Source organism: Clostridium sp. Marseille-P299 (assembly GCF_900078195.1).
Lineage (GTDB): Bacteria > Bacillota > Clostridia > Lachnospirales > Lachnospiraceae > Lachnoclostridium.
Genome location: NZ_FJVE01000007.1, coordinates 668,404 through 694,816, shown reverse-complemented (window position 1 = coordinate 694,816; position 26,413 = coordinate 668,404). Strand labels below are relative to the sequence as shown.

Annotated in this window: 23 protein-coding genes; 3 read left to right on the top strand and 20 right to left on the bottom strand. The window is 33.7% G+C overall.

The window, feature by feature from the left end; genetic code table 11:
* Positions 1 to 26: 26 nt before the first annotated feature.
* From BN4220_RS11210 to BN4220_RS11195, 4 genes are all read right to left on the bottom strand, one after another.
* Positions 27 to 956 carry an alpha/beta hydrolase gene (locus BN4220_RS11210; protein ID WP_066716110.1) on the bottom strand — a complete coding sequence of 310 codons (930 nt, stop codon included), beginning with the start codon at positions 954 to 956 and terminating at the stop codon, positions 27 to 29.
* Positions 957 to 1,009: 53 nt separating this feature from the next.
* On the bottom strand, positions 1,010 to 1,696 hold the full coding sequence (locus BN4220_RS11205) for a class D sortase (RefSeq protein WP_066716108.1): 687 nt from the start codon (positions 1,694 to 1,696) through the stop codon (positions 1,010 to 1,012).
* A gap of 186 nt (positions 1,697 to 1,882) precedes the next feature.
* On the bottom strand, positions 1,883 to 2,785 hold the full coding sequence (locus BN4220_RS11200) for a deoxyribonuclease IV (protein WP_066716106.1): 903 nt from the start codon (positions 2,783 to 2,785) through the stop codon (positions 1,883 to 1,885).
* Between the two features lie 176 nt (positions 2,786 to 2,961).
* The gene (locus BN4220_RS11195; RefSeq protein ID WP_066716104.1) at positions 2,962 to 4,455 is read right to left on the bottom strand and encodes a TRM11 family SAM-dependent methyltransferase; all 1,494 of its coding nucleotides are present in this window, start codon (positions 4,453 to 4,455) and stop codon (positions 2,962 to 2,964) included.
* Positions 4,456 to 4,583: 128 nt separating this feature from the next.
* Here BN4220_RS11195 and BN4220_RS11190 point away from each other — a divergent pair, with 128 nt between their 5' ends.
* Positions 4,584 to 5,615, top strand: coding sequence for a pectinesterase family protein (locus BN4220_RS11190; protein ID WP_066716103.1), 1,032 nt, complete (start codon positions 4,584 to 4,586; stop codon positions 5,613 to 5,615).
* A gap of 91 nt (positions 5,616 to 5,706) precedes the next feature.
* On the opposite strand, the gene fabV is transcribed toward BN4220_RS11190, so the two are convergent.
* From fabV to BN4220_RS11155, 7 genes are all read right to left on the bottom strand, one after another.
* Positions 5,707 to 6,870: an enoyl-ACP reductase FabV gene (gene fabV / locus BN4220_RS11185; protein WP_066716102.1), complete on the bottom strand. Its 1,164-nt coding sequence runs from the start codon at positions 6,868 to 6,870 to the stop codon at positions 5,707 to 5,709.
* 25 nt (positions 6,871 to 6,895) lie between these two features.
* On the bottom strand, positions 6,896 to 7,555 hold the full coding sequence (locus BN4220_RS11180) for a LiaF domain-containing protein (RefSeq protein WP_066716101.1): 660 nt from the start codon (positions 7,553 to 7,555) through the stop codon (positions 6,896 to 6,898).
* 169 nt (positions 7,556 to 7,724) lie between these two features.
* Positions 7,725 to 8,384, bottom strand: a complete 660-nt coding sequence (locus tag BN4220_RS11175; RefSeq protein WP_066716099.1) for a hypothetical protein — start codon at positions 8,382 to 8,384, stop codon at positions 7,725 to 7,727.
* A gap of 1 nt (position 8,385) precedes the next feature.
* Entirely contained in the window at positions 8,386 to 9,012 is a 627-nt protein-coding gene (locus tag BN4220_RS11170) for a DUF4004 family protein (RefSeq protein WP_066716097.1), read from the bottom strand.
* Between the two features lie 238 nt (positions 9,013 to 9,250).
* The gene (locus tag BN4220_RS11165; protein ID WP_066716095.1) at positions 9,251 to 9,907 is read right to left on the bottom strand and encodes a 4'-phosphopantetheinyl transferase family protein; all 657 of its coding nucleotides are present in this window, start codon (positions 9,905 to 9,907) and stop codon (positions 9,251 to 9,253) included.
* 108 nt (positions 9,908 to 10,015) lie between these two features.
* Complete coding sequence (locus tag BN4220_RS11160) at positions 10,016 to 11,263, bottom strand: DUF1015 domain-containing protein (protein WP_066716093.1); 1,248 nt, start codon at positions 11,261 to 11,263, stop codon at positions 10,016 to 10,018.
* 397 nt (positions 11,264 to 11,660) lie between these two features.
* Positions 11,661 to 13,205, bottom strand: coding sequence for a glycoside hydrolase family 43 protein (locus tag BN4220_RS11155; RefSeq protein WP_066716091.1), 1,545 nt, complete (start codon positions 13,203 to 13,205; stop codon positions 11,661 to 11,663).
* A 525-nt stretch (positions 13,206 to 13,730) separates the two neighbouring features.
* On the opposite strand from BN4220_RS11155, the gene BN4220_RS11150 reads away from it, so the two are divergent.
* On the top strand, positions 13,731 to 14,126 hold the full coding sequence (locus BN4220_RS11150) for a hypothetical protein (RefSeq protein ID WP_066716089.1): 396 nt from the start codon (positions 13,731 to 13,733) through the stop codon (positions 14,124 to 14,126).
* A 108-nt stretch (positions 14,127 to 14,234) separates the two neighbouring features.
* Here the strand turns inward: BN4220_RS11150 and BN4220_RS11145 are convergent, their stop codons facing one another.
* From BN4220_RS11145 to BN4220_RS11135, 3 genes are read right to left on the bottom strand one after another with little or no spacing between them, the layout of a single operon-like run.
* The gene (locus BN4220_RS11145; protein ID WP_066716087.1) at positions 14,235 to 14,978 is read right to left on the bottom strand and encodes a hypothetical protein; all 744 of its coding nucleotides are present in this window, start codon (positions 14,976 to 14,978) and stop codon (positions 14,235 to 14,237) included.
* A gap of 53 nt (positions 14,979 to 15,031) precedes the next feature.
* Positions 15,032 to 15,718, bottom strand: coding sequence for an ABC transporter ATP-binding protein (locus BN4220_RS11140; RefSeq protein ID WP_066716086.1), 687 nt, complete (start codon positions 15,716 to 15,718; stop codon positions 15,032 to 15,034).
* 11 nt (positions 15,719 to 15,729) lie between these two features.
* Positions 15,730 to 16,086, bottom strand: coding sequence for a GntR family transcriptional regulator (locus BN4220_RS11135; protein ID WP_066716085.1), 357 nt, complete (start codon positions 16,084 to 16,086; stop codon positions 15,730 to 15,732).
* Between the two features lie 208 nt (positions 16,087 to 16,294).
* Here BN4220_RS11135 and BN4220_RS11130 point away from each other — a divergent pair, with 208 nt between their 5' ends.
* Positions 16,295 to 16,702: a hypothetical protein gene (locus BN4220_RS11130; protein WP_066716084.1), complete on the top strand. Its 408-nt coding sequence runs from the start codon at positions 16,295 to 16,297 to the stop codon at positions 16,700 to 16,702.
* A 128-nt stretch (positions 16,703 to 16,830) separates the two neighbouring features.
* On the opposite strand, the gene BN4220_RS11125 is transcribed toward BN4220_RS11130, so the two are convergent.
* From BN4220_RS11125 to hydA, 6 genes are all read right to left on the bottom strand, one after another.
* Positions 16,831 to 18,423 carry an N-acyl-D-amino-acid deacylase family protein gene (locus BN4220_RS11125; protein WP_066716083.1) on the bottom strand — a complete coding sequence of 531 codons (1,593 nt, stop codon included), beginning with the start codon at positions 18,421 to 18,423 and terminating at the stop codon, positions 16,831 to 16,833.
* Between the two features lie 16 nt (positions 18,424 to 18,439).
* The gene (locus BN4220_RS11120) at positions 18,440 to 19,624 is read right to left on the bottom strand and encodes a YgeY family selenium metabolism-linked hydrolase (RefSeq protein WP_066716082.1); all 1,185 of its coding nucleotides are present in this window, start codon (positions 19,622 to 19,624) and stop codon (positions 18,440 to 18,442) included.
* A gap of 64 nt (positions 19,625 to 19,688) precedes the next feature.
* Complete coding sequence (gene dpaL, locus BN4220_RS11115) at positions 19,689 to 20,906, bottom strand: diaminopropionate ammonia-lyase (RefSeq protein WP_066716081.1); 1,218 nt, start codon at positions 20,904 to 20,906, stop codon at positions 19,689 to 19,691.
* 96 nt (positions 20,907 to 21,002) lie between these two features.
* Positions 21,003 to 22,283 carry a uracil-xanthine permease family protein gene (locus tag BN4220_RS11110; RefSeq protein WP_066716080.1) on the bottom strand — a complete coding sequence of 427 codons (1,281 nt, stop codon included), beginning with the start codon at positions 22,281 to 22,283 and terminating at the stop codon, positions 21,003 to 21,005.
* 75 nt (positions 22,284 to 22,358) lie between these two features.
* Entirely contained in the window at positions 22,359 to 24,908 is a 2,550-nt protein-coding gene (gene xdh, locus BN4220_RS11105; RefSeq protein ID WP_066716078.1) for a selenium-dependent xanthine dehydrogenase, read from the bottom strand.
* Positions 24,908 to 26,281, bottom strand: a complete 1,374-nt coding sequence (hydA, locus tag BN4220_RS11100; RefSeq protein ID WP_066716076.1) for a dihydropyrimidinase — start codon at positions 26,279 to 26,281, stop codon at positions 24,908 to 24,910. The genes xdh and hydA overlap by 1 nt, the downstream gene beginning before the upstream one ends.
* Positions 26,282 to 26,413 lie beyond the last annotated feature (132 nt).

Genomic DNA, 26,413 nt, shown 5'->3' with positions numbered 1-26,413 from the left:
ATCTAGCTAAATGGATTACTTAAATCTTATGCATAATATTTATCTAAAAATTTAATAATGGACTGAAAATATTTTAAAGGATCAATGATACATGATTGTGCATGTTTCGCTCCTTCACAAATAAAAATATCTTTCGCTTCACTCCGTTTTTCATACATTTCAATTGACATTGAAGCTGGTACATACATATCGTCTTCTCCATGAATAAACAATACAGGAGTCTTTGTGTTTGTTACACTGTTCATTGGTGAAACATCTTTTATAAAAAAGCCAGCTCTGATTTTGAAAATAAGATTGGCAATTGGTAAAAAGAGAGCCGCAGGTAAATGATAGTATCTCTTTAACTGATATTGAAGTAATGATGTTAAATCAGAAAATGGGCAATCCGCAATAGTACAAGTAACTCGATTATCAATTTCTAAATGATTTAATACCGTAGCTGCACCCATAGATTCGCCATGTGTTATAACTTTTATATCTTCACCGAAATGTTCATAACAAAAATCGATTACTGTCTGTAAATCGTATTTTTCATAGTATCCCATTGAAGTGTAGACTTTATCACTATCTCCATGGTTTCTATGATCATAAATCACACAAGTAAATCCTAGCTCCATTAATATTTTTGCGTAACATACTGAACCATATTTGCCGTAGGTGTAGCCATGGCAAAGAACTGCAACCTTATGAAGATTCACAGATTTATTAGTTTCTTCATTGGATAAAATTATGCCGGATAGTTTATACCCATATCTTGAGGTTAATATAAACTCTTCCTTTTTAATACTATTATAAAATTCTTCATCCAATCTTCCCTTTAAAACTTCTTTATCATATATTTCGTTCGTTGATAATACCTTAGGTTTTAATATTATATTGGATAATCTCCAAGTAATTGCTCCTATAATTATAGTTACTATTAGGACAATTATAATAAAAGTAATCAAAAGACCCATAGCAACCTCCTATTCCTTTGGCATCATCTTTTTACCAAAATCCATTTTTAACCTTAGCTAGCCTTAGCTCGTACGATTAAACGTTTCGTAGAATTATCCTCACAAGTAATTAATGTTAAAATTTTTTCATCCGTATTATTTTCTGCTACCCATACTTCCGTTGGCTCTACAATAAAAGATTCTGTTACGAGATAAGTGTATTCCACTCCATTTGCATCTGTTAATTTTATTGGATCACCGACTTTTAACTTATCTATCTTCTTAAAATAAGGTCCACTGATACCACCACGATGTCCAGCGAGTACACAGTTTCCTGGTTGACCAAATTTTGCAGTATTTTTCATATGCCCAATTGCTACTCCAAGATTGTCATCGCTTGTTCCTTCTACAACTGCATAGATAAGATCAATTTTATCGATTTCAATAATGCCCATTACCGTTTGATTTTTCAAACGATCTCTTACATTCTCAGGATTTTCAGTTTCCTGCTGTACCTCTTGTGTTAGAGTTAAATCTGCATATTCTTCTTCCAATGTAGTATTTAAATCTGAATCGTTATCATTTGTATCAGATGTATCCTCGGTAGCACTTATATCCATATTTTCTTTAATCACTTCCCTGATATCTTTCATCAGATTGTTTTGCACTCGTTTTGCATTTGCTTGTCTCACGATTGGATACATAAAAATACAAAATCCAAGTACCATGATTAAAATACCGAATATTTTTCTTTTATTCATAACGAGCCCCTCCTCTTACAAATTCAAACATTCGATTTGGCTTGGTTATTTAAGTTTTCTTACAAATAATTAAGCGTTGGGTTAAATTTCATAAAAAGTATTTCTCTTGATTTCGTATTCTTAAAAGAACTACGCTTGGTTTCTAACTTTTTCCAAGACCAAGCTTGATTATAACTTTTTCTAAAACTATGCTTGACTTCTAACTTTCTCTAAAAGTGCTTCATCAAACTGCTTTTGACGTAGCATTTCTATTTCATATTTATAAGGAGCAAAAGATTTTTTTGAATCTTGTTCTAATGGAACATAAGGTGTCTCTAAAATCTTTGGTACATGCTCAAAGTCCTTATGATGTACGATATTCATCAATGCGTCAAATCCAATAGATCCAAATCCAATATTTTCATGGCGATCTTTTGCTGCACCTTTTTCATTCTTACTATCATTAATATGAAATACCGCTATTTGATCTTTTCCAATATATTTATCAAATTCACCAATTACACCATCAAAATCATTGACAATGTCATAGCCACTATCATTAACATGACAGGTATCAAAGCATACTCTAAGCTTATCATTAAGTGCTACTCCGTCATAAATTTTAGCGATTTCTTCAAAGGTTCTTCCGATTTCACTTCCCTTACCTGCCATGGTTTCTAACGCTACATACACGTTTGTATCTTTGGTAAGAACTTCATTCAAGCCTTTCACAATTTGTTTGATACCAGCTTCCTCGCCGGCACCAACATGTGCTCCTGGATGTAAAACTAAATACTTACTTCCTAGAGCCTCTGCACGTTGTAACTCCATTGCTAAAAACTCAGTTGCCAAGGAGAAAATATCCTCCTTCACTGTATTTCCAAGATTTATAATATATGGTGCATGTACTATGATATCAGAGATTCCATGCTCTTTCATATATGCTTTACCAGCTTCAATATTTAACTCTTCAATTTTCTTTCTTCTTGTGTTTTGTGGTGCGCCTGTGTAAATCATAAATGTATTTGCACCATAAGAATTTGCTTCTTTGGCAGAACCTAGAAACATTTCTTTTCCACTCATTCCTACATGAGAACCTATTTTTAACATGTATATTCCTTTCTAACAAACTTCTTAATAAAAATTCCTATTAGATTTTCTATTAGAAATTCTTATCAAAATTCTAATTCATTTACTGCTACATTATACTCTAACTAATTTTTATAAGATGCTTATATTTTTAATATTTACTTCATTTCATACAATATAAGCATTCTTATAAAATTCTACATATAACGAAGAATAAATACATATGTCTCTTCTTTCATTGATATTTCAAATTCTTTTTCAATTCTAAATCCATCTTTTGAGCCCAATCGCTTTACAAATTCACGATTATGGGTATACAGCACCATAATGCCTTCTTTTTTTAGATGCTCTTTTGCCTTATTAAAAAATCTCTTATATAAGGTAAATAATGCCTCTTCCTCTTGTTTAAATCTTGTACTTGGCATATTAGTTATAATTTCATCAAATAAATATTCGTGTTTGAAATCAAAGAAATCACGATTGATATAATTTATGACACGTCCTGCTGCCTTTGCATTAATTCTTGCCTTATCGATGCCTTCTGCATAAATATCAAGTCCATACATTGTTTTCGCAGGTACAATAGCATCTCTTTCAATTAACATTGTCCCTACACCACAGAATGGATCTAAGACTTGTGCACCTTCTTTTAAATAATGCTTGGCTAATTCTACCGTAAGTGCTGCATTCACTGGACGAATACTAGTAGCTATGACCTCTTTTCGATATTCGAATCGATTGTCTTCTAATGTATAAAGCTTAACTAAAACATTAAATTTTCCATCTTTATTTTCAATTAATCTTAACTCAACCTCATAATTTGTTGTAGAATTAATCAAAGTTCTCTTTGACAAATGTTCAATCTCTGCACTTAATTTCTTAACGAATGCTCCCTTATTCTCAATGGATTTACTCTTTAATTCCACACGAAAATAAAAAGGTGCTTCACCTTCATGTCTCTTTAATAAAAAGTCGAAAAATTTACCTTCTACAAGTCTTTTTGCAGCTTCATGCACATCCATTGGAACAGTTTTTACTTCTGGAAGTGCAAATAAAAGTTCTTGATACGTACGAATTTCCATTATTCTACGCAGTTCATTGGTTTTAACCATTACCCCTGCTGAAAATTCTTTTCTTGGTATATTTTTTAATTGTTCTAATGTAACATGAATATGATTTCTATTTGTTAATAAAATAAGCTCAGAAGTTACATCAAAGCCAGTAAACTTATGCTTTTTACTTCCCTTCATCGTAAGAACTAATTTTGTTAATTGCTTTAATTCCTCTGTCACATGTTTTTTATTTTCTTCCGTAATTGGCTCTTTTTTTAGCTCTTCAATTCGTTTTTCAAACTCTGGTAAAAGTTCTCTATAATCAAACTCTTCCATTGCTTTTAAATAATCACTCTTTACGAAACGTTGTGTCTCTTCTTGATATGCCAAATATAACTTTGGTAAAAAGCTTGGTACTGCTAATTCACCCATTATAATTGCTGTATTTTTACGAACTTTTGCATCTTCATCCTTAAGTAATTTATAAAATATATCAAAATTTCCACCAAGGAAATATAACAAAGATTCTTTGTTATGAGTATCATTTTTCTTATCTTCCCTGAGCTCTTCTTTTAATTTTATTAAATTTTGTCTAACATCTTTTTCATCTAAAATATTCTGAAAGGTTTCCCTAATCATATGGTTTATCCCCTTTTTTATTGTATTTTTTCATTATAACTTCTTTCATTGCAAAAGTAAACCTTCTGGTGGTATAATGAATTTCATATGAAATAACGTATATAAACGGTAAGAGAAAGGAAATGCTTATGAGTTCTATCATCTATGTTTCAAATGAAAATCCAGAAAAATATCCTAACGATTATCACACAGTTGCGGATGCAATTGCCTCTATTCCTGATGATAATAAAGAGCCAATTACAATTTATATTCGTAAAGGCACATATAAAGAAAAACTAGTCATCAATAAACCTTATATAACACTTGAAGGTGAAGATGTTGAAGAAACAATTCTTACTTATGATGATTATGCTGATATGATCATGGAAGATGGAAGTAAACGTGGAACTTTCCGTACTTCTAGTGTTTTTATTGATACTCATGACTTTACAGCAAAAAATATTTTATTTGAAAATTCTGCAGGCTTTGGCAAAGATGTTGGACAAGCGTTAGCACTATATGTGGATGGAGATCGTATCATCTTTGACAACTGCTATTTTATAGGAAGTCAAGATACTTTGTTTACTGCACCACTTCCTCCTACTGCATATCAAGCTGGTGGATTTACAGGACCAAAGGAATTTGCAGAACGTATCAATGGTAGACATTATTATCATAATTGTTTTATTCGTGGTGATGTTGACTTTATTTTCGGTAGTGCCACTGCTTATTTTGATCAATGCGAAATCTTTTCACAAAAGACAGATTCCTTACCTCCTGCTATTAAAGAAGAAGATCAAAAAGTATACGGTTATGTGACTGCTGCAAGTACTGCAGAGGGTCAAGAATATGGCTATGTGTTTAATAATTGTACTTTAACCAGCAACTGCCCAAAGAAGAGTGTTTACCTTGGTCGTCCTTGGAGAAGTTTTGCTAAAACAATTTTTATGAACTGCGATTTAGGTGCTCATATTAAAGACGAAGGCTGGCACGACTGGAATAAACTAGATGCTCATGATACAATTCTTTATGCAGAATATAATAATACTGGCGAAGGTGCAAAAGCTATCGCAGAAGGAAAACGTGCTCCTTTCTCTAAACAATTAACCGATGAAGAGGCTCTTCACTATACGAAAGAAAAAGTACTTGCTGGCAATGACGGCTGGAACCCTTGCCTTTAATTTCTATTTATAATATTGAAAATCAAAAAGAGTTATTCTTTCATATTGTAACCAATGAAAGGTTACCTTATAAAAGAATAACTCTATTATTTTACTCTATATCAACGTCCACGGAGTAATCTATGTTGTCATATTTGAATCCAAACATATGATAAAAGTCTTCCCAATACCCCTGAATATCTGTATAGTCATTCACGTTCTCGGTTGTTACTTTATTCCAGTATTCTTCAACCATCTGCTGCACATCATCTTTAAGCTCATAATCATCCAAACGAATACGTCCAAGTTCATCAAGCTCTAAATTATCTTTCGTAAGGCGATCACGGAACAAGCGGTCCATCTGCTCAATACAACCTTCATGTAGATTTTTATCTTTCATTACTTTATATAAAATGCTTATGTAAAGAGGTACAATTGGTATCGCTGCACTTGCTTGGGTTACCAAAGCTTTATTAATCGATACATAAGCTTTTAATCCACACTCTTTAAAGGCTTCATTTAACTGCACAGATGTATGATAAAGATGTTCCTTAGCCATACCTATGGTTCCACCATTGTAGATTGGATATGTTAATTTTGGTCCAAGATAGGAATAAGCGATTGTAATTGCATCCTTGGCTAATACGCCAGCATCATTTAGTGCCTGTATCCATAAATACCAATCTTCGCCACCCATTACTTTTACTGTTGCTTCTTCTTCTTCCTTTGTGGCAGGCATTATTGTTGCTTCAGAGATCTCATTCGTTCTTAAATCTAAAGACTTATTCGTAAAAGGTTCACCAACGGTTTTAAGTACAGAGGAATAAGTTACACCTTCTTCATCCGTTCTTCTTGGCGCAGCTAAACTATAAATAACCATATCTACCTGGCCTAAGTCTTCTTTAATACATGCAATAGTTTCTTCCTTCATTTCTCTAGAGAAAGCGTCTCCATTTAATGATTTTGCATAATATCCGTCTTTCTTAGCTGCTTTTTCAAACGCTCTTGTATTATAAAATCCTGGGGTTGCAGTACGTTTTTCAGTTGCAGGCTTTTCAAACATGATACCAAGGGTTGCAGCCCCATAGGTGTAAGTTGCAGCAATACGTGATGCTAAACCATACCCAGTCGATGCTCCAATAATTAAGACTCTTTTGGGTCCATTCGCGGTGCCTCGTTCTTTGATATAATTAATTTGTCTCTTTACACTTTCCTCACATCCTACGGGATGTGCAGTTGCACATATAAAACCTCTAACCTTTGGCTCAACTAGCATATCAATTTCTCCTTTTTTGTATATCCTATTCGCTAGTATTCTCTTCTGATTCCTCGCTACTAGCTTCTTTTAAATCCTGTTCACTTTCCTCTTGAATCTCTTCTAAACTTTCTTCAAAGCTCTCTTCTTCAAAAATACTATCTTCTTCATTTGTCTTTTCAGAATCCTTGCTTTGTTTTTTTCCAGCTTGAACAGCCAGACCACTTAACATAAGATTGGCATCAACATATACCGTTGGACCAACTTTTTCAAGGGCTTCTGGAACGGAACTATCCATACTACCAAGAACGCATTTACCGTCTAGTTCAACATTTACTCCATGTGGTACACGAATACTAATACCGCTCATGATACTTTTACATGTTATAAATATATCTTCTGTTATGATTGCATTTCTTAAATCTAAGTCAACTCCAGACATATACGCCTTAATAAAGATGCCTTGAACTTTTTCTCCATCTAACTTAATTTCGCGTCCAGTCATACAGGCCTTATAAACTTTAACTTCATTTCCTTCGTTTTTGCCTTTTTCATTATCTTTATTCTCACGATACATTGAATAAAGCTTAAGTGCGCCATTTATGGCTATAACTGCCATAACAGCTTTAATAACTTTGTGACCTTTTGACTTTTTCTTTGTTGGAATGAATTCCATGATAGTATTCTTTTTGCAATTTTTACACATAAAATACTCCTTTCCAAAACGCTTTTAATTGTTATATTTTACCATATAATGGTGATTGCTTCAATCATTAACTTCTAGCGTTTTGGAAAAGCTCTATTATTTCTTACACCAAAATACTAGAAATCTTGCATCTTATTTGTACTTTTTATTTTATTCAGAATTTTATGAGTTATTCCGTATACTTTGGAGTCACTCCAGTAATTTTTTTCACAATAGCTGTATGATGTACCCTTAACGTACCTGTACAATCCACGTGGTCAACTTCACAATTTTCACCGATTGTTATATTGGCACCATTTATTTCTCTTACTTGTGTATTATGAATCGTTACCGTTGTTGCCTCAATTAAATCAGCCTTACTACTACTTTTTTTAGCGTTTCCAAATATAGCAAAGGATTCATTGATATTCTTTAATAAAGAATTAATCTTACTAGTTACACTACTCTTTGAATTAATTATGATTTCTTCACCAAAGATTTCTTGTGCTTTGATACAACCATCTACGTATAATCGATCTGTGGAAATTTCGGACTTCGTATACATACAACCATCACAAATGATTTCCTCTGCTTCTAATTTAGCATTCTTAGATAACTTCATTACTCCTTCAATGATTAATTTATTAGCACGAACATCATCGGATAATTCAGCCACACCTTCACACTGAATAGAATCTGCTTTAATTTTCCCTGAACTCTTAAATACACCTTCAATATCTAACTCCTTGACAATGATATCTCCTTTACTATTGCCAACTCCTTCAATTCCTATACGGTCATATTCGCCACCTGAAATACTTCCAACACCTTCAATTGTCTGTGAATGCATACTAAAACCTCCCAATTTGCTTATACTTCATTTTAATCTGATTTGAAACATCATCCATTCTTAATTCTTTCACAATGGTAAAACGTTCATCTAATATCATCTGTGTCTGATCTTGATAAAGTACTCCGAAAAATGTATCTTTATATTTCATCAACAAAAATATCATTCCAGTAGATTTAAGATTCCTTAGTTGATCCCTAAGACCAAAGATGAGATCTTTTATATCTTCAAATGGTAGTAAGCCTTCATTATTTAACTTTGAAATAATCACCATAAGAAGCAACTCTACATAATCAAATTTCTCTTTTTCAAAGCAATTGATAAATATAGGTATTAAACCTTGATTTATCTCGCTGATGGTCGTTAATACCTCCAACGAAATGCTAATTGGTGCAACTTCAGGAGATAGCATCTTTGCCAATTCTTCTAAAGAATATTTATCTTTTAACTCTTGAATAGATTGTATCCTGCTTAATATTTGCTCCCTAGGGAAAAAAGTTTCTTGCCCAGTGTACGAAGATTGTTTTATAAACCATTCTTCAGGAATTAATCGCTCTCTCTTCCACCGATAGAGTTGCCCATATGATATCCCCGTAATAGCCAGCAGGTCTTTTTTTGAAATCAGCATTTAGTACTCCCTCCTAACAATGTAACATTGTTTTATTGAAAATAGTGTAACATAACAATGTTTCACTGTCAAATATTTTTTGATAAATTTTATTAATTAAATAGAAGCAAAAACTTGGAACGATTCAGGTGTCAAATCCTCTAAGTAATCAGGACCTACAGCTTAACCAGTGGTTTATTTTCATTGGGATACAAAAAAAGGAGTAGCTCAATTTCTTGAACTTGCTCCTTTATCTTGCCTATAAATTTTTATTTTGTAGAAAAAATTCTAAAATTATATCTTCTGTTAACATTCTCTTTATAAACTCAATACTCTCTCCTGCCTCACACACAGAAAAAATATAATCTTCATCTCTCCAAGTTTCAAATGCTATATTATCCTTTGGTTGTAAGGTGTTAAGACTTATTAAATCTTGAGCGATTCCCTTTCCATTCCATTTTCCATACGCTTCTTTTCTTGTCCAGATTTTATAGAAATTTTCATTTTCTTCAATCTTAGTGTCTACAATTTCGACTTCGTCTGATGTGAAACATTTTCTCATAATATCAAATGGTGCTTTCATAATTTTTTCTACATCTACACCAATCTCTTTATTAGAAAAACCACACATGACGGCACTCCGTGTATGAGATATATTAAAATAAAATTCCGGATAACCATCAAGCATTGGTTTTCCATCTTCTTTTTTTATAAAATTAACTTCTGAATTATTAATCTTTAACTGCTGCATCGCTCTCATCTGCACAATCAATGCAGAATATAAAGATAATTTTCGATCAATATCAAAACGATATCGTAATAAACGTTCTTTCCGTTCTTTGGCTACATACTCAAGAAGTATCTCATCTTGATTATTCCATTTTTCATTTGATAATATTAATGTATCAATAAACATGATAACCCCTTGTTTTTTTATTACTTTAGTATAAACCCGTATATATGCTACTTCTTTAAATACTAATCAGTATAAGTACCTAAAAAGAGCTAAGAGGAAATAATTTTTTTACTCACCATCCAATGAATGAATAAAAATACCACTTCTTAATTTTGGTTCAAACCAGGTCGACTTAGGTGGCATTAACTGATTTGCATCTGATACTGCAAATAATTCACTAATGGAAGTTGGATACATCGAAAATGCAACTTTCATATCCGTTTTAACTCTATATTCCAATTCAGCCAATCCACGTATTCCACCAATAAAATCAATTCTCTCATCGGTTCTTGGATCTTTAATACCTAAAATCGGATTTAACAAATAATCCTGTAAAATCGAAACATCCAACTGTTTTACCGGATCTTTCTCACCTAAAAGTTCATCACTAGCAATCAATTCATACCAGCCACCATCAAGATACATTCCAAAAGTACCTTTTTTCTTAGGTTCATAAGGATTATTTCCAACAAAATTCACTTTAAAATTCTTAGAGATTTTTTCTATAAACTCATCTTTTGAATTTCCATTCAAATCATGCACTACTCGGTTATATGGTAAAATCATTAACTCATCTTCTGGAAATAAAACAGATAAGAAATAATTAAATTCTTCTTTTCCAGAATATGTACCTTGTTTTTCACGTCTAGATAAACCTACTTTAACGGCTGATGCAGCTCTATGATGCCCATCTGCTATGTAAATATGATGAATATCTTTAAAAATTTCTTTTATTCTTTGAATTATGATATCATCATCCACAAGCCAAACATTATGAGTGACGCCATCCTCTTTTGTAAAAGCATACAAAGCTTCGTTCGTTTTAACCTTTGCGACAATATTATGAAGCTCTTCATTGGATCGGTATGCTAAAAAAATGGGTCCTGTTTGTGCATTACAGGTATCTACATGACGAATTCGGTCTATTTCTTTTTCTTCTCTTGTATTCTCATGTTTCATAATTACATTATTTTGATAATCATCAATAGAAGCACAAGCAACGATTCCGGTTTGAGAACGACCATTCATAATCAGTTCATATATATAATAACATTCCTTGTTCTCTTTGATATAGGTACCATCGCTTATGCGTCCATCCAATAATTCTTTTGCTTTTTTATACACCCTTTCATCATACATATCTATATTATCTTCAAATTGAGTTTCAGGGCGGTCAATATTCAAAAAGGAAAGAGCATCTTTTTTCGCTTCTTCTTTTGCTTCTTTACGGCTATAAACATCATAAGGAAGCGCTGCTACACGTTTTGCTACTTCTTTATTTGGTCGAATACAATAAAATGGTTTTACATCTGCCATATCTTTTCCTCCTGTACGCATTAAAAAGTTTCATAATCTTCTTGTCATTCATAGATAATTCATTCAGAAACAATTTCACTCATAAATAATTTCATTCATGCATATTTTCATACATGAACAATTTCTTATATGTACAATTTCTTTCATGTACAATTTCTATCATGTACAATTTCTTTCTTACGAAATAAACTAATTTCATTTATTCTACTATGAATTAGAAAAGTTTACAATGTGTAAAACCATTTTATAACAGAATTTACTATGTAATGTGTAATTATTGAAAATTGTAGCACACGCAAAAAGGACACTTTTCAATGATTACATCACTAAAAAATGTCCTCTAAAAATCTTTTCTATTGGAAAAGTAAATATACGCAATCTGTTTTATACTACTTATTTAGTCTTCATATTTAAAATAATCAAAATCCGCTGCTATTCTGCTACCACAACCGCCATTGTTGGCATAAATTCCGACCAATGTACCTGTATGTCTCTTAGGATCATCTGGAACGCCCTCATCACATAAATAAATGCAATTCTCTAAGACACCAGCCACTTCCCAAGTGTTTCCGTCATAGCTATAATAAAATGTTCTCGTAAGTTTTTCTACTTTAACTCTTAAATATACAGGGCCTTCTTTTACCTCATTTACTTCTGCAATTAATTCTTCCCCATGATTACGGTTAATCACTAGTTGTAACTTTCTACCCTCTTCATAGCAAAGACTAAATCTTGCATAAGTAGCTGTACTATAATAGCAAGTTAAACCAGCTTGCTCTCCATTTCTAGAAGGATTAAATTCTACCTTTGTCTCAGCTGTATAACTTAATTCTTGTTCTCTTCTTAGTAAGGTATTTTTTGCTCTAATTTCATTTAACTGTCCATCTCGAGTCCATATTCTAAAATGCCCCGGACGTTCAGTTAATGACCATGAACCATTATCCGGTAAACGAACAAATTCCCACTCAAGATTTAATTCCTCTTCATTAAAATCATCAAATAAATTTCTCTCAAATTTACATTCCGGAAGGTTCGGTGCCACCTGAACTGTACTTGGTCCTTTTCCTTCATTTACAATAAACCAGCCATCCTCTGTCCATGTTACTGGGTCTAATCCAGATTCTCTACCAATGGTTGTATAGTTGCCGCAATTTGGTCTGCCTAGTAAATAATACATCCACCAATCACCATTTTGTGTTTGTACCAACTTACCATGCCCTGCTCTTTGAATTGGCGCATTCGGATCTTTTTGACGAATCACTGGATTGTATGGGCATTCTTCATAAGGTCCAAAAAGATTTCTTGATCTTGCAACATTTATACCATGACCATATCCAGTTCCACCTTCTGCCACGATTGCATAATACCAACCATCTTTTTTCATAATATGTGGTCCTTCAGGACATCGTTCACCAGTACCTGGCCAAGCTACTTTTGGCTCGCCTATAATTGTTTTGCAATCATCACTAAGTGGGTATACCGTTGCTGCTCTTGCGATCACCATATAATGTTTTCCATCATCATCAATAAAATGAGACGGATCTATACAGTCGGCCTCTAACCAGGTTGGCGCAGAATAAGGTCCTTCTGGTGTTTTTGAAGTAACCATAAGCTGACGTCTTAATACATTGTTATCTCTAGTTCCATCCCCATTTAAACGCAAGGTAGCAAAAATATAAAATGTTCCATTATGATAAGAGATATCTGGAGCCCAAATACCATGGGAATCCTTAATGTCTTCGATTGGCAGATATTCTGGATTCGTTACTGCATGCCCAATCACATGCCAATTTACCATATCTTTTGAATGAGAAATTGGTATTGCTGGGAAATACTGAAAAGATGAATTAACCATATAGTAATCGTCACCTACACGAATTACCGATGGATCAGGGAAAAATCCTCTTTGCACAGGATTGTGATACTCTCTTTGTTGACTCATAATTATCTTCCTTTCACATGGTGTATTAGTTTTATGGGTTATCATATTAATGAAATGCCCGGAATTACAAGTAAGTGCTTACAAAAGCACAATTATTACTTTTTCTAATATAACTATTACTATAACTGATTATATTCGAAATACGCTAAAACATCGTGCCATAAGAAGATAAATTTTGTGCCATTTCTTGCTTTTCGCAATAAGACTTCGAAGATAAAAAGTGTGCTAAACATTACAATCCAAAATTAAGGATAACATTCAGCACAACATGCAACACACTTTTATACTTCTTTGGGACTAGACGAACAATCATAATTCTATCTAATTTGTTACCATAAATTCAGAAATGGCATAGAAAATTTATATATATCATGCTATAATTATTTTTAAATTCCGCATAAAATAAAATCGGTACATAATAGTGTTTTTATCAGTAATTCGTTTACATAGGTATCGACCGAACGAAGCAAACTTATAGCAAGAATAAATATCTCACGTAAAATATGGAAAGATACAGGTGCAACTATGTTTAATAAAAAAAATACCCCTTCTAAAAGTCAGAAGAATAATTTAATCACTGGTGACTGGTTTTTTATGAGCCCAGAAGAAATTAATGTTAGAACTATTTATGATATTTTAAAAGACAACTATACAATGGAAATTTGGGAAGCTGCTAATATTCTAGAAATAGAATTAACAGAAAAAGAAAGTATCGATTTCGAACCATTAAAACCATACTTTAAAGATAAGGAAGGCGATGCCTTTTTAAAGAATAATCAAATTCAAACACTTTTTATGGTTACTTTTCCTCCAGAGCAATATGATACAGTCAAAAAAATTATGCAAGCTATTTTAAGTCATTGTGATGGTTTCTTTTGTGCCGATAGTGAAGATTTTACGCCTATGGTACACCGTGCTTAATATAAGGTTCTAAAAATTAGATATAAACGATAACATTCTATATTACAATAAATAGCGAATGTCATGTATGTAAACGTATGACATTCGCTATTTTTATATATATCAACCTTATACACTTACCTTTTTATCAAGCATAAATGAAGTGGCTAAGTATGAAATGACAATCACTACTAATATTGCTATATCCGTTACAATAAAATCATTGGTTGTAAATGTAATGGTTGGTATTAATAATCCATATATCTTAGATAAAATAAAATTCAATCCAAAGAAAATCGCAACGCTAACAAATCCTTTAAATTTATTGTTTGCTAAAAATGTTGCACTTAAAGTAATAGATAACATTGCAATGATTACAACGCTTAACCAATTAAGAGCTAAGAATATAAGAACTGCTATAATATATCCTAAGTCTATGTTGGCACCTAGTATTTGATTGATTAATTCATTCACCGTTTTCATTAAATTTCCCAGTTCATCATATCGTACCGTTAAAAAGATAATATTTCCGATTATGATTGCAGCAAATGCCACTCCAGTTAATAAAATCTGAGTTATCGCTGAAAGAATCTTAGCTCCAACGATTGAATACGTTGAATTTGGTGTTAAAAACAACATATAACTTTGTTTCGTTTTAAGATCATTTGAAAATGTTAAAATACTTTCAAAGGAAACAAACACAGTTGCCGCGATAGCTACAAATACGAATAAACCAACAAAAGTTGCTATTGTCTTTTCACTATCCGCTATGACTCCGTATGCAAATCCACATTCTAAGATTCCTAACGTAATAAGAATAATGATTTTTGAAAGCATCTGTTTTTTTATTTCATACTTCATTAATTTAAACATATAATCCTCCTTACTGTCGGCCGAAATATTTTTTGCAACCGACTCCTCCCCATCTAGGCATAAATTTCTTTATACAACTCAACAATAGATTTTCCACGTTCCATTCGAATACTCTCAGCTTCACCTTCTAATACAAGATTACCATTCTTAATGAAAACAGCGTTATCTATAATCTTTTCAAGCTCATCAACTAAATGACTTGATATTACGATTGAGGTATTCTCCTCTGCTGATTCTAAAATTGTATTAATGATATGTTCTCTAGCAATAATATCAATACCATTTAGTGGTTCATCCAGAAGATAAAGTTCTGCTTTTCTTGCTAATGTAGCAGCAATCTTTAGTTTCGCTGCCATACCAGAGGATAAATTCTTTGCCTTATCACTCATATTAAGTTCCATACGAGACAATAATTCCTCATAACGTCGCATGCTAAAATCTTCAAAGAAATCTTGATAATACTTTCCTACATCTTTAATTGTCATATAATTATAAAAGAATGGTTCCGTTGACATATAAGCTATCTTTTTCTTAGATTCGATTCCAATTGGATTTCCTTTAAATAAGATTTCTCCACTTGTTGGTTTTATTAAGCCAGCAACCATCTTCATCCATGTTGTCTTTCCGCTTCCATTTGGTCCTAACAAAGCATAAATCTTGCCTGCTTCCACATCAAAGCTAACATCATTCACGGCAGTCTTACTCATATAACGTTTTACAACTTTTCTACTTTCTAACATACGCTCTCTCCTTAAATATCATATTTATCGTTTAACACCCGAATTACTTCTTCCTTGGTATAGCATAAATCCTTCATACCTGTGATAAAAGTTTCTAATAATGATTGCGCCATCTCTTCTTTTAGTAACACAATCTTATTGCTATCCTCTGTTACATACGTTCCTAGGCCTCGTTTTGTAGTACAGATTTCTTCAATTTCAAGTTCTTTATAAATTCGATTCGCAGTGTTAGGATTGATTTGATATATAATTGCCAAATCTCTTGCAGATGGTAGTTTACTACCAAGTTCTAAGGTTCCATTTACAATCTGCTTTTTAATATCTTGAATTACCTGTACGTATATTGGCATATTATTATTAAACTCCATAAATCTCTCCTTCCTAAAGACTTTTACTTTTACTTTTACTTTTGCTTTTGCTTTCATGCAACTATTTCTTAGTGAACTAGTTATATAGTACACTAAGAAATAGTGTATGTCAATATATTTTTCTAATTTTTTCTATAGATTAATGAATTTATGTATGGAAGTATTTATCTTGATATAATAAACTAATAATATAAAAGGAGGGATACAGATGCACAAATCAATTTTATTTATTTTATCATTTGTTATACTTATTTCTACTGTAGCCTGTGGAAATAACACTACCAAAGAAAAAAGCACTGGTGATATGTATTCAACAATGTATGAAGCATCAGGTCTTGAGGAAAAATATTGGAACTCCTATGCAAATTGCATCAACTATATTGAAAACAATTTTCCAAATAGTGAAATTGATTTGGAGACAGTAAGTGTATTAACTCTTAAAGAGGAAGAAAAAGAAAGTGTATTTATCGTTGTAGAAGGAGTAAAAGATTATTTTGCAAATTCAGAGGATAAACACTGGAAATTTACTATTGGAGACACCTCGGGACATAACTTTTGTATATTGATATGTAATAGCAAAAATAATGATGTTATTGGGTATATCCCAATTGAATAAGTTTTTAAAAAGAATACACTTCAGAGTACTCATACCCCAAACCTTGACGTAGATCCAAAACTTTGACATAGGGCCAAAAAAATAAGTCCCTCGTTTAAAAAACGAGAGACTTATTTTTTAAGATTATATTATCTTTTATTTCTAATAACTTTACCATTTAATACATCAGTATGCTTTCCATGTTCAACCGCAACTTTTCCGTTGACAATAACATATTCAATGCCTTCTGGGAATTGTATTGGATCTATGAAAGTACCTTTATCTGCGATTGTATCAGGGTTAAAGATTGTGATATCTGCGTAATATCCTTCTTTTAATAAACCTCTATCTTTAAGGTTCATTGCTTCTGCAGCTTTAGAAGTCAATTTCTTTACAGCTTCTTCTAATGTCATTACTTTTTCTTCACGAACATATTTACCAAGAATTCTTGGGAAACTTCCGTAAAGTCTTGGATGTGGTTTTCCAGGTGCTAATAAACCATCCGTACAAGCATTCATTTCAGGGCGAGCCATAAATAATTTTACATGATCTTCTTTACCGTAAAAGTCTACCATACCAACTGCATTTTCTTCTTCCATAAGAAGATCAAATGCTGCTGTGTAAGGGTCTAAGTTACGAAGTTCTGCAAGCTCTGTAATACTTAATCCTACAGCATCTTTATTTTTCTCAGTTACAACGCTTGTAACAAAGATATTTTCAAATCCTGCAAAATCAACGAAATTATCCCAACCATGGATACCATTTTCCATATCATGACGCATTTTCTTACGCATTTCAGGGTCTTTTAAACGTTCGATAACTTTATTTGTACCGCCATCGTGTACCCAAGGTGGTAAAATAGCACCCATCATTGTGCTTCCTGCAACATATGGATATTGATCAAAACTTACAATGATTCCTTCTTCACGAGCTTGTTCTAACTGTTTTAAAACTGTATCAATCTTATCCCAGTTTTTCTTTCCAGCAACTTTAAAGTGAGACCAGTGTACTCTAACACCAGATTTTCTACCGATTTCAATTACTTCGTTCATGGAATCAACAATTGTATCTGCTTCACTTCTTTGGTGAATTACAAATACACCATCGTATTCAGCTACAACTTTACACATTTCAATGATTTCTTTGCTTTCAGAATATGCACAAGGAATATAAATTAATCCTGTGGATAAACCAAATGCACCAGCTTCCATTTCTCTACGTGTAATTTCTTTCATCTTTTCGATTTCTTCATCCGTTGGCTGACGGTTATCAAGTCCCATAGCTTCCATACGGATATTTCCGTGAGGAACTAAGTAACATTCATTGATACCAGGGCCTACGTTTTCGATCATCTTAAGATAATTATCTGTTGTTTCATAATTCCAATCGATTTCATCGCTTACGCCATCAAGACCAGCGATGTTTTTACGCCAATCTGAGATATATTTCTTTGGAAGGGGTGCCATAGAGACACCATCCTGTCCAAGAAATTCAGTAGTAATACCTTGCATAACCTTTGGCATAACGTGAGGACGTAATAATACATCCAAATCACTGTGTGAATGTGTATCAATGAAGCCAGGAGCTACAACAAGTCCCTTTGCATCAATTGTTCTTTCTACATCAGTGTCACCAATTTGACCAATTTTTTCAATTTTATCATCTTTTATCAATAAGTCAGCTTCGTATGCCGGTTTTCCACTTCCATCGACAATAGTAGCATTTTTAATTAATGTCTTCATATTATCACAGCTTTCTTTAAACTAATAATGCTTTCATTACTCCGTAGTAGCATTCACAAACTTTTGTTAACTGTTCAACTTCGATGTATTCATCTACTGTATGAGCTAAGCTTTCAAGAGATGGTCCAATACCTAATGTCTTGATACCAGCTTCTCCAGCATAGTGAGATCCGTTTGTACAGAAGTTGTATTGAGTAACTTCTGGATTAAATCCAGCGTTCTTTAATTCAGTAAGAACTGCCTGAACCCATGGTTCATCTTTATCATATAACCAACCTGGGAAGAAACGTTCTCCTTCGATCTTGTTTCCAGTGTAGCAAACTTCTTCACCAACTGCATAAGATACTTTTACTTTTAATTCTGGATCTTCAGCCATTAATTTATCAAGTAAATCTTGAATTGGTTTGATAACGGATTCTTTAGTTTCACCAACTAAAAGACGACGGTCATATGTTGCACGGCAGTATTCAGGTACTACAGATGCTCCTGGGTATGGTGCAGATTTGATATCTGTAAGTTCTAAGATACCTTTTCCAAGTACTGGGTGTTCTGTTGGAACTAAAGTTTGAATTGCATTGATAACTTTACTCATTTTATAAACTGCGTTGATACCTTTTTCTGGGTTTGCAGAGTGAGCTGGTTTACCAAATGTTTCAACAACGATTTCACCACGTCCACGTTGACCAATTTTAACGTTTAATTGGCTAGCTTCACCGATGATTACATAATCTGGTTTGAAGTTCTTGGAGATTTCACGAGCAGCAACACCTTCGAAGCATTCTTCATGAACAACACCAGCGATTAAGATTTCACCAGCAAAATCACGGTTTGTATCTTCTGCGAAGTATTTAGCAGCAGCTGTAAATGCAGAAACTGCACCCTTCATATCAGAAGTTCCACGTCCGTATAATTTACCATCTACGATATCACCTTTGAATGGATCCTGAGTCCACTTTGTTGGATCAGATACAGGTACAGTATCGATATGTCCATCGAATAATACCTTAGGACCTGGACGGTTACCTTTGATTACACCGATAACATTACCATATTTATCATATGTAACATCATCAAAACCATTTGCTTTGCAGAATTCACCAATTGTTTCTGCAGCTTGTTTTTCTTCTCCTGAATAGCTCTTTGCTTGAATCATTTTCTGAGCTAATTCGATTAATTCTTTTTCTCTGTTTGCGCTAAGCATACTTAAATCCTCCTAAAATGTAAATCTATATAATGTCGCTTTGCGGCATATTTAATAATAAAAACTACGCTTCGAAACGTGAAGATTTACCATTCCATACAACGTTACGATAATTTTCTTTGTCTGTATCACCTTCAGTGGAGATAAATAATAATCTTGAATTTTCATCAAGTCCTAATTTACCCTTTAAGTCAACTAAAGAGTCATCAGTAAGTACATTGTAGATACAACCAAGTGTTGCTGCACCACTTTCACCAGAAACAACTTTGTTATCGCCATCTAATGGACTAGCCATTACACGCATACCGTCAGCAGCTACATAGTCTGGGCAAGAAATGAATGCATCTGCATAATCTCTTAATACGTTCCAACCAATGGAGTTTGGTTCGCCACAAGCTAAACCAGCCATAATTGTATCTAAATCACCTGTTACAAAGTGAAGTTTTCCATCGTTAGCTTCTGCTGTACGATAAATACAATCTGCTTTGTTTGGCTCAATTACAACGATTTTTGGTTGATTTCCTTTGTAGTAGTTTGCAAAGAAACCACAGATTGCTCCTGCTAAGGAACCAACACCAGCTTGTAAAAAGATATGTGTAGGCGCTTCTGCCTTGCTTTCTTCTAATTGTTTAACGATTTCATAACCAAGAGTCATGTAACCTTGCATAATCCATGTTGGGATATCTTCATATCCTTCCCATGCTGTATCTTGAACAACAATCCATCCTTTTTCTTTTGCATTCTTATCTGCAAGACGAACTGCTTCATCGTAATTCATATCAGTGATGCTAGCTTCTGCACCCTCAGCACGAATATTTTCTAAACGCTCAATAGCAGATCCCTTTGGCATGTAAACTACGGATTTTTGATTTAATTGGTTTGCTGTCCAAGCAACACCACGTCCGTGGTTACCATCAGTAGCTGTTACGAATACCATATCTCCTGTTTTATCTTTTACTTCTTTGGAGATCATTTTTGTAGCTGGTAAATTTTTAATGTCTTCACCGATCTTATCTGCAATTAAACGGCCGATTGCATAAGAACCACCTAATACTTTAAATGCATTTAAACCAAAACGGTAAGATTCATCTTTTACATGGATGTCTTTAACACCAATTGCCTGTGCTAAGTTCTTTAACTCTACTAATGGAGTTTCGCTGTAAACAGGGAAGCTTGCATGGAATTCATGAGCTGTTTTAGCTTCTTCAAAATTTAAAAAATCAATGTTTGATTTTTCTTTGTTTGTTCTTGGATAAAATACACTTTTAAATGTCTCTTTCATATTAACCTCTTTCCTGGAGATTTTACAAAATAGTTATAACATTTTTTTCTCTATTTTGCAAAATCTTCTTATAAATTTGTAGTTGATACGTTTTTATTACTGTTTTTCTTTTGGTAAAATAAGATTTAAAATAATTGCTACAAAAGCAACAATTACAATTTCGCTTCCACCAAAAATTGTCCTAATAATTTCTGGACATTTTTCAAATGCACCAGGTGTTCTAGATAAACCTACTGCTAATGCAACAGCAAGACCTGATATTGATAAGTTTCTTGGAGTTAAACCAGCGCTTGATAACATTCTTACACCAGTCATTGCAATACTACCAAAAACAGTGATTGTCGCACCTCCAAGTACTGGAAGTGGGATTGTTAAAAATAACTCTGCTAATTTTGGAACTAAAGCTGTTACCATGATAATAAAAGCAGCTACAATAAATACAATTTTATCTGTAACACCTGTGGTAACAACAATACCAACGTTTTGACCACAAGTCGCATTTGGTGTACCACCAAAAATTGCACCTAAAGCACTGGAAATGTTATTTCCAATGATACCGCCTGATAATTCTTTATCTGTAGCCTTACGATTAAACGCTCCAGCAGTAGTTGCTTCAAATTGTCCGATATCTTGAATCGAATTGATAACAAAGATAATGATCATGGATACGATTGCGCCTGCTGAGAAGCTGATACCAAAGTGAAATGGCTTTGGTAATGCAATAAAGGAAGCTTCAGCTACTCTTGTAAAATCAACCATTCCTAAAATTGCTGCTACAACATAACCTACGACAAGTCCTAGCAAGGTTGCTGATACTTTAAGGATTCCTTTGCAGTATTGTGAAAAGAATAATACAGAACCCAAAGTAATAAGAGCGACAAACCAAGCTTTTGGTGAACCAAATAAATCACTACCTTCTCCACCTGCCATGTATTTTACAGCAGTTCCATAAAGAGAAATACCTACTGTTAATACTACAGATGCAGTTACGATTGGTGGAAATAAGAAACGAATCTTCTTAAATCCAAGACCAACTAAAATACCTACAAGTGCACCAATTAACTGCGCACCTAATACGCCAGACATACCGTCTGTTTTTACTACACTTGTTAGTGTTGGAATAAACGCAAATCCACTACCTATAATTACAGGAAGATTTGAGCCAATTCCTTTTCTACCTAAAGCATGAATCAATATTGCAATTGCGGCACAAAAAAGTGAAGCTTGCATCATGATTACTAAATCATCGTTACCAATACCACCTGCAGTTCCAAGAATTGTTGGAACTGTAACGCAGCCTACTACCATGGCTACCACGTGTTGTAAAGCTAATGGAAATGCTTCTCCAACACCTATCTTTTTACTTTCTTTTGTCATGATTACACCCTTTCAACCAATTGTTTGGAAGAGTAATTCCTTCATAGTGAATTACTCTTCAGTTACAATTGCTTCTTATTTTTTATAAGCTGTATGTGCAATTGGCAATGAGAATCTTCTTTCACCATCAACACGATATGCAGCATGTGCTGCAGCTGGAGCAGTAGGTACGGTACAAATTTCACCAATTCCCTTAGCGCCATAAGCTAATCCATTTGGATCATTCTTTTCTATCATGATTACTTCGATTTCTGGCGCCTGAGTTGCTCTAAGTAAGCCAAGAGTTCCATATTTAGTTTTTACATAACCATCTTCCATAACGAAGTCTTCTGTTAATCCATATCCAAGACCCATAACAACTCCACCTTCGATTTGGCCAGAGCAAGCCTTAGGATTTACAACACGACCTACGTCATGAGCAGCAACTACTTTTGTAACTTTTTTAGTTTCATCCATAATTACTACTTGCACACCATAGCCATAAGCTACGTGGCTAACTGGGTTCTTCTTATCAGATCCCATTTTATCTGTAACACCGCTATAAACACCTTCAAAAAGTTTGCCTTCTAATTCAGCTAATGTTTTTGTCTTTAATGCTTCTTTTAATTGTTCAGCAGCTTTTCTTGTAGCTTCACCAGCAAATAATGTTTGTCTAGATGCCGTTGTTGTACCTGAATCAGGTGTTATTGCAGTATCTGCACGTTCATGCACGATTAAAGATGGGTGAATGCCTGTTGTTTCACAAACCATAGCAAGCATTACATTACCAATTCCTTGACCAATACATGCTGCACCTGTAAGAATATGAACCTTACCATCTTGAATTTTTAAATTACAACGTCCGATATCTGGTAAACCAACACCGATACCTGAGTTTTTCATACATCCAGCAATACCAGCATAAGGATTTGATTCATATACATCTTTTACTGCCTCTAAACATTCAACATATGCAGTATCATCTCCTGCAATTTGTCCATTTGGTAATTCTTGTCCTGGACGGATTGCATTTTTGTAACGGAATTCCCAAGCTGACATTCCAACTAATTCAGCAAGTTCATTTATGTTTTGTTCTTGAGCAAAACAGCTTTGTGTTACACCGAATCCACGGAATGCACCACCTGGTACATTATTTGTATATACACAGTATCCTGTAATCTCTAAGTTCTGGAAGTTATATGGTCCACCAGCATGTGTACAAGCACGTTGTAATACTGGTCCACCTAAACTTGCATACGCACCACAATCGGAGATGATTGTAGCTTTTGTAGCTGTAAGTTTACCATTTTCATCGCAAGCAGTTGTAATATCAATTTCCATTGCATGACGCTTTGTATGGATATTTAAACTTTCTTGTCTTGAAAATTTAACCTTAACTGGCTTCTTTGTGATATATGCCATTAATGCAGCATGATGTTGTACACTCATATCTTCTTTTCCACCAAAACCGCCACCAACTAATTTGGATTGGCAACGAACTAATTCTGGTGCAATATTTAACATACGAGAGATTTCATGTTGCTCATCATATACGTTTTGTGAAGCAGTATACATTAAAAGGCCATCGCCATCTGGAATACCAATTGCACATTCTGGTTCCATGAACGCATGGTCAGTCATTGGTACAGAATAGTGATTTGTTACAACATATTTTGAGTTTTTAATTGCTTCATCTACGTCACCACGAGAAATCATTTCTTTTGTAAGTAGATTTCCCTTTGGATGTAACTTTGGAGCATCTTCTTTCATTGCTTCTTTTGGATCTGTAAGAGGTGTTAATACTTCATAATCCACTTCTACTAAAGAAAGAATTTCATCTAAAGTTTCTTTTCTTGTAGATGCAACTAAAACGATTGCATCACCAATATATCTTGTGGTGTCCCCTTTTGCAATTAATACATCCCAGTCAGGAATGATATGACCTGTTTTATTAAAAGGTACATCTTCCGCTGTAAGGATACGTACACAATCAGGATGAGCTAATGCTTTTTCTAAACGAATATCTTTTACGATTGCACGTGGATATGCACTACGAAGTGCTTTTGCATAAATCATACCATCTACTGTGATATCATCTACGAATTCACCAGTACCAAGTACTTTTTCTCTAGCATCAATTCTTCCTAAATGCTCACCAACTTTACCTGTGCTATTGCTTTCAGGGATTGGTAAGTTTTCTCTAAACATTTTAGCAGATAAAAGAATTGCTTCTTCTATCTTGGCATAACCTGTACAACGACAGATATTTCCCATGATTGCTTTTTTAACTTCTTCTCTTGTTGGATTTAAGTTTGTATCTAGTAAGGATTTCGCTGAGATAACCATACCTGGGATACAGAATCCACACTGAACAGCTCCAGTATCTCCAAATGCATAAGCATAAACTTCTTTTTCACGTTCGCTTAAGCCTTCTACTGTAATTACTGACTTTCCATCAAGTTTAGAAAGTGTAAAAATACATGCTCTAACTTTTTTACCATCAACTAAAACGGTACAAGTTCCACATGCGCCTTCACTACATCCGTCTTTTGCAGATGTGATTCCTAAATCATAACGTAAGAAATCTAATAATTTCTTATCTTCCTCACGTTCGTACTTAACTCCATTTACGGTAATTTGATACATTATTTCGCACCCCTTGGTCCAAGGACGTATGTTCCTTGTCTTTCTTTCACAATTGCTGCGTTATCTACAACGCATTCACCATTAACAAACACAGTTTTTGCTTGACCTTTTACTTTAAATCCTTCATAAGGTGTGTAATCAACATTTTGTAATTGATTTTTCCATGTAATCTCACCTTCATAATTTGGTGTGAAAATTACGATATCTGCATCGCTTCCAACTTCAAGAACACCTTTCTCTGGATACATTCCAAAACGTTTTGCTGGATTTGTGGAAATTAATTCGCACATTCTTGAAACATCGATATGTCCTGCATCTACTAAATATGTATAAATGAGTTGTGGACGATGTTCCACTCCTGGTCCACCATTTGGAATCTTACGAAAATCATTTTTTCCTAATTCTTTGTCGTTTTTGAAGTTAAAACTACAATGATCGGTAGCTATTGTATCAATTTCTCTATCTACAATTGCTTGAATCAATGCTTTATTATCCGTAACTTTTCGCAAAGGAGGAGACATTACATATTTCGCACCTTCAAAGTTTTCTAAGTCATAATAATGATCATCTAATAAAAGATACTGTGGACAAGTTTCTACTGTAATTTCCTGTCCTCTTTTTCTAGCATTTCTAACTTCATTAAGACCTGCTAGAGAACTTAGATGAACTACATTTACTGGATGTCCTGCTAAGGAACTAATGTAAGCTAAACGATTAATTGCTTCTGCCTCAACATAGTCCGGTCTAGAAGTTGGATGAGCGCTTGGTGTTGTCTCTCCTGCTTCAATTTTCTCTTTTGTTAAAGCATTAATTAATGTTCCATTTTCGCAGTGTACACCTAATACACCATCAATTTCTTTGATTTTTCTTAAACACTCTAAGATTTCTTCATCATTAGAAATTAAATTATCGTATGCCATATACATTTTAAAGGAAGTGATTCCTAGCTCTGGCATCGTATTCATTTCTTCTTTTACTTTATCGTTCCAATCAGTAATTGCCATATGGAAACGGTAATTACATGAGCTTTTATCTTTTGCTTTCTTCATCCAAACATCGTATGCTTCTTTCAATGTTTGACCTTTTTCCTGTGTAGCAAAATCTACAATTGTTGTTGTTCCATTAATAACTGCAGCCTTTGTTCCACTAACAAAATCGTCAGCAGTATGTGCTGCTCCAGCATCCATATCAAAATGTGTATGACCATCAATGAATCCTGGGAAAACATAGCAACCTGTAGCATCATATACTTCATCGCTTGGTTTTGCTTCAATTGTAGGAGCAATTTCTACGATTTTATCATTTTCAATTGCGATATCTGCATTCCATGTTTTTGTAGAACTTACGAGTGTTCCATTTTTTATAATCTTCATATTTACTCCTTTCGCCTATTCAAATCTATGTAACAAATCAAAGTGGATATTTACAATCCCCTTACGCTACTTGTTAAATCGAATATGGCATAAACCCGTAGATTGAAAGAATCTTATTCTATCGCTCTAACT

Excerpts from the sequence above, each read along its gene's own strand:
- BN4220_RS11210 (WP_066716110.1), bottom strand. The coding sequence starts at position 956 with ATGGGTCTTTTGATTACTTTTATTATAATTGTCCTAATAGTAACTATA.
- BN4220_RS11205 (WP_066716108.1), bottom strand. The coding sequence starts at position 1,696 with ATGAATAAAAGAAAAATATTCGGTATTTTAATCATGGTACTTGGATTT.
- BN4220_RS11200 (WP_066716106.1), bottom strand. The coding sequence starts at position 2,785 with ATGTTAAAAATAGGTTCTCATGTAGGAATGAGTGGAAAAGAAATGTTT.
- BN4220_RS11195 (WP_066716104.1), bottom strand. The coding sequence starts at position 4,455 with ATGATTAGGGAAACCTTTCAGAATATTTTAGATGAAAAAGATGTTAGA.
- BN4220_RS11190 (WP_066716103.1), top strand. The coding sequence starts at position 4,584 with ATGAGTTCTATCATCTATGTTTCAAATGAAAATCCAGAAAAATATCCT.
- fabV (WP_066716102.1), bottom strand. The coding sequence starts at position 6,870 with ATGCTAGTTGAGCCAAAGGTTAGAGGTTTTATATGTGCAACTGCACAT.
- BN4220_RS11180 (WP_066716101.1), bottom strand. The coding sequence starts at position 7,555 with ATGTGTAAAAATTGCAAAAAGAATACTATCATGGAATTCATTCCAACA.
- BN4220_RS11175 (WP_066716099.1), bottom strand. The coding sequence starts at position 8,384 with ATGCATTCACAGACAATTGAAGGTGTTGGAAGTATTTCAGGTGGCGAA.
- BN4220_RS11170 (WP_066716097.1), bottom strand. The coding sequence starts at position 9,012 with ATGCTGATTTCAAAAAAAGACCTGCTGGCTATTACGGGGATATCATAT.
- BN4220_RS11165 (WP_066716095.1), bottom strand. The coding sequence starts at position 9,907 with ATGTTTATTGATACATTAATATTATCAAATGAAAAATGGAATAATCAA.
- BN4220_RS11160 (WP_066716093.1), bottom strand. The coding sequence starts at position 11,263 with ATGGCAGATGTAAAACCATTTTATTGTATTCGACCAAATAAAGAAGTA.
- BN4220_RS11155 (WP_066716091.1), bottom strand. The coding sequence starts at position 13,205 with ATGAGTCAACAAAGAGAGTATCACAATCCTGTGCAAAGAGGATTTTTC.
- BN4220_RS11150 (WP_066716089.1), top strand. The coding sequence starts at position 13,731 with ATGTTTAATAAAAAAAATACCCCTTCTAAAAGTCAGAAGAATAATTTA.
- BN4220_RS11145 (WP_066716087.1), bottom strand. The coding sequence starts at position 14,978 with ATGTTTAAATTAATGAAGTATGAAATAAAAAAACAGATGCTTTCAAAA.
- BN4220_RS11140 (WP_066716086.1), bottom strand. The coding sequence starts at position 15,718 with ATGTTAGAAAGTAGAAAAGTTGTAAAACGTTATATGAGTAAGACTGCC.
- BN4220_RS11135 (WP_066716085.1), bottom strand. The coding sequence starts at position 16,086 with ATGGAGTTTAATAATAATATGCCAATATACGTACAGGTAATTCAAGAT.
- BN4220_RS11130 (WP_066716084.1), top strand. The coding sequence starts at position 16,295 with ATGCACAAATCAATTTTATTTATTTTATCATTTGTTATACTTATTTCT.
- BN4220_RS11125 (WP_066716083.1), bottom strand. The coding sequence starts at position 18,423 with ATGAAGACATTAATTAAAAATGCTACTATTGTCGATGGAAGTGGAAAA.
- BN4220_RS11120 (WP_066716082.1), bottom strand. The coding sequence starts at position 19,624 with ATGCTTAGCGCAAACAGAGAAAAAGAATTAATCGAATTAGCTCAGAAA.
- dpaL (WP_066716081.1), bottom strand. The coding sequence starts at position 20,906 with ATGAAAGAGACATTTAAAAGTGTATTTTATCCAAGAACAAACAAAGAA.
- BN4220_RS11110 (WP_066716080.1), bottom strand. The coding sequence starts at position 22,283 with ATGACAAAAGAAAGTAAAAAGATAGGTGTTGGAGAAGCATTTCCATTA.
- xdh (WP_066716078.1), bottom strand. The coding sequence starts at position 24,908 with ATGTATCAAATTACCGTAAATGGAGTTAAGTACGAACGTGAGGAAGAT.
- hydA (WP_066716076.1), bottom strand. The coding sequence starts at position 26,281 with ATGAAGATTATAAAAAATGGAACACTCGTAAGTTCTACAAAAACATGG.